Source organism: Candidatus Protofrankia californiensis (assembly GCF_900634765.1).
GTDB classification, from domain to species: Bacteria; Actinomycetota; Actinomycetes; order Frankiales; family Frankiaceae; genus Protofrankia; species Protofrankia californiensis.
Genome location: NZ_CAAAFT010000484.1, coordinates 19824 through 21586, shown reverse-complemented (window position 1 = coordinate 21586; position 1763 = coordinate 19824). Strand labels below are relative to the sequence as shown.

Annotated in this window: 1 protein-coding gene and 1 pseudogene; both read right to left on the bottom strand. The window is 67.8% G+C overall.

The window, feature by feature from the left end:
* Positions 1-306 (bottom strand): annotated as a pseudogene (locus DD1DGNOD_RS30280) (hypothetical protein); the annotation flags it as partial.
* Between the two features lie 67 nt (positions 307-373).
* Positions 374-1654: a vWA domain-containing protein gene (locus DD1DGNOD_RS24940; RefSeq protein WP_131768793.1), complete on the bottom strand. Its 1281-nt coding sequence runs from the start codon at positions 1652-1654 to the stop codon at positions 374-376.
* Positions 1655-1763: the final 109 nt, after the last annotated feature.

The window sequence follows — 1763 nt, the reverse complement described above, 5'->3', positions numbered from 1 at the left end:
GGGGCCGTACCCGCTGGGGCCGTACCCGCTGGGGCCGTACCCGCTGGGCAGGTGACCGGCAGAGTCGTAGCCGTCCTGGGCGTAGTTGTCCCGTCCGAACGGATCGGCCGAGAGTGGCGCGGCCGGGTCCAGGCCCGGCTGCTCCGGGCCGGCGGGCAACGGCCCGGAGCCCTCTGCCGGCCGCCGGCCGTAGGGCGGCTCCACAGGGGAGTGGTCCGGTTGCCGTGGTCGCCCGCGGCCTGACGGCCCGGCCGTCCCGTCTGCGGGATGGATGACGTAAGGCTCCTGACTGGCTACTATCCGCATACCACATTGATCGCAGTAGTCGGGAGCCAGAGACAGGTGCCCGTCTGGGCAGCGTGCACTCACCTGATCACCTGTTCACCCTGACGGTCCTGGTCGACCGTGTGTCAAGGATCATTTCGTCAATGGTGTCGACATTCCGTTTCAGCCGAACAGTACCTGTGCTTGGGTCCTCAATGTCGACTACGTGCTGAAGTAGTCGGTATGTACTCTCGTTGCCGGACTGATGCGCCAGCTGTGCGCTTCGACCGAGTTTGATGGTAGCGGTCACCTCGTCGCCGACGCGCCGGGCCTGTAGCCCCTCCTGCAGGGCCTGGGCGAGCTCGGTCTGGTCGGTGTAGTGGGCGACCTCGGGTGCGATCCGGGTGGAAAGATCGATGTCCTTGGTCCAGATCGCGCGGACGCGCTCGCGACACCACACCTGATCGGCCACGACCACGTTGACCCGGGCGGCCAGCATCTCCACGTCGTCCTCACGAGCCGGAACGGTGACACAGAGGTGGTAGTCGCGGGATTCGCTGCCCCACGCGCCGGTCGGATAGTCGACAGTCAGCTCGTTGACCCGCACGGCGGTGCCGGTGAGGTCCTCCACGTGCGGCGCGACCTGCCGCAGGAACCGGACGGAGGCGTTGCGCGGCGTCCATACTCGTAGGCTAACCCGGTCGACCGCGCGGTTCGTCGCGGTATCGATCATGGATCGGAAGTCGGCGGCCAGATCCTGCGGACGCCGGACCGCGTCGACCGTGCCGAGCAGGGCCGTTGCAATGTGACGAAGCTCGTCGACGCGCCAGTCGGCCCCGACACCGCGGCAGTCGCACTGGAAACGACCGACGCACGCGGCGACGGCCTCGTCGAATTCGGATGTGCGCTCACCGTTTTGCCCGTCGGTCAGCAGGATCGCGTGGTGGATCGCGTTCGGCCTGGTGGCCATCAGTTCCCGGGTGCGGGTGAGCCAGCGGCCGATCGCGGTGCCGCCGTCGGGTTCGAGCCGTCCGATCTCCGCCTTGGCCGCGGCCCGCGTCCGCTTGTCGGCCTGGACGAGTTCGGACCGGGTCGGATAGACGGCCTCAGCGATTCCCGACCCCTGCACGATCGCGAACCACATACCGTCGGGCAGGGCGTCGACCGCCGCATTCGCGGCTCGCCGCATCTCGATGATCTTTGTCTGTGGTGCCGCCATGGATCCCGAACAGTCCAGCATGATGACCTCGGCAAGCTCCGCCGGCCCACTCTGGCTCGGTGGACCTACCGGGCCGTGCGCTCCCCGGACGGTGACCACCGCGTGTACCTCGCCGTGGCCGTAGGCCAGATACTCGTTCTGGAAGACCTCCACAGTGAACGGCGTGGTCATCGCTGGTCCCTTTCGGAGGTGTGCCTACCGGTGTGCCTGCCGGTGGGTTCCGGGCCGACCTGCGCGATCACAACCGTGATGTTGTCGTGGCCGCCGCGGTCGATCGCAT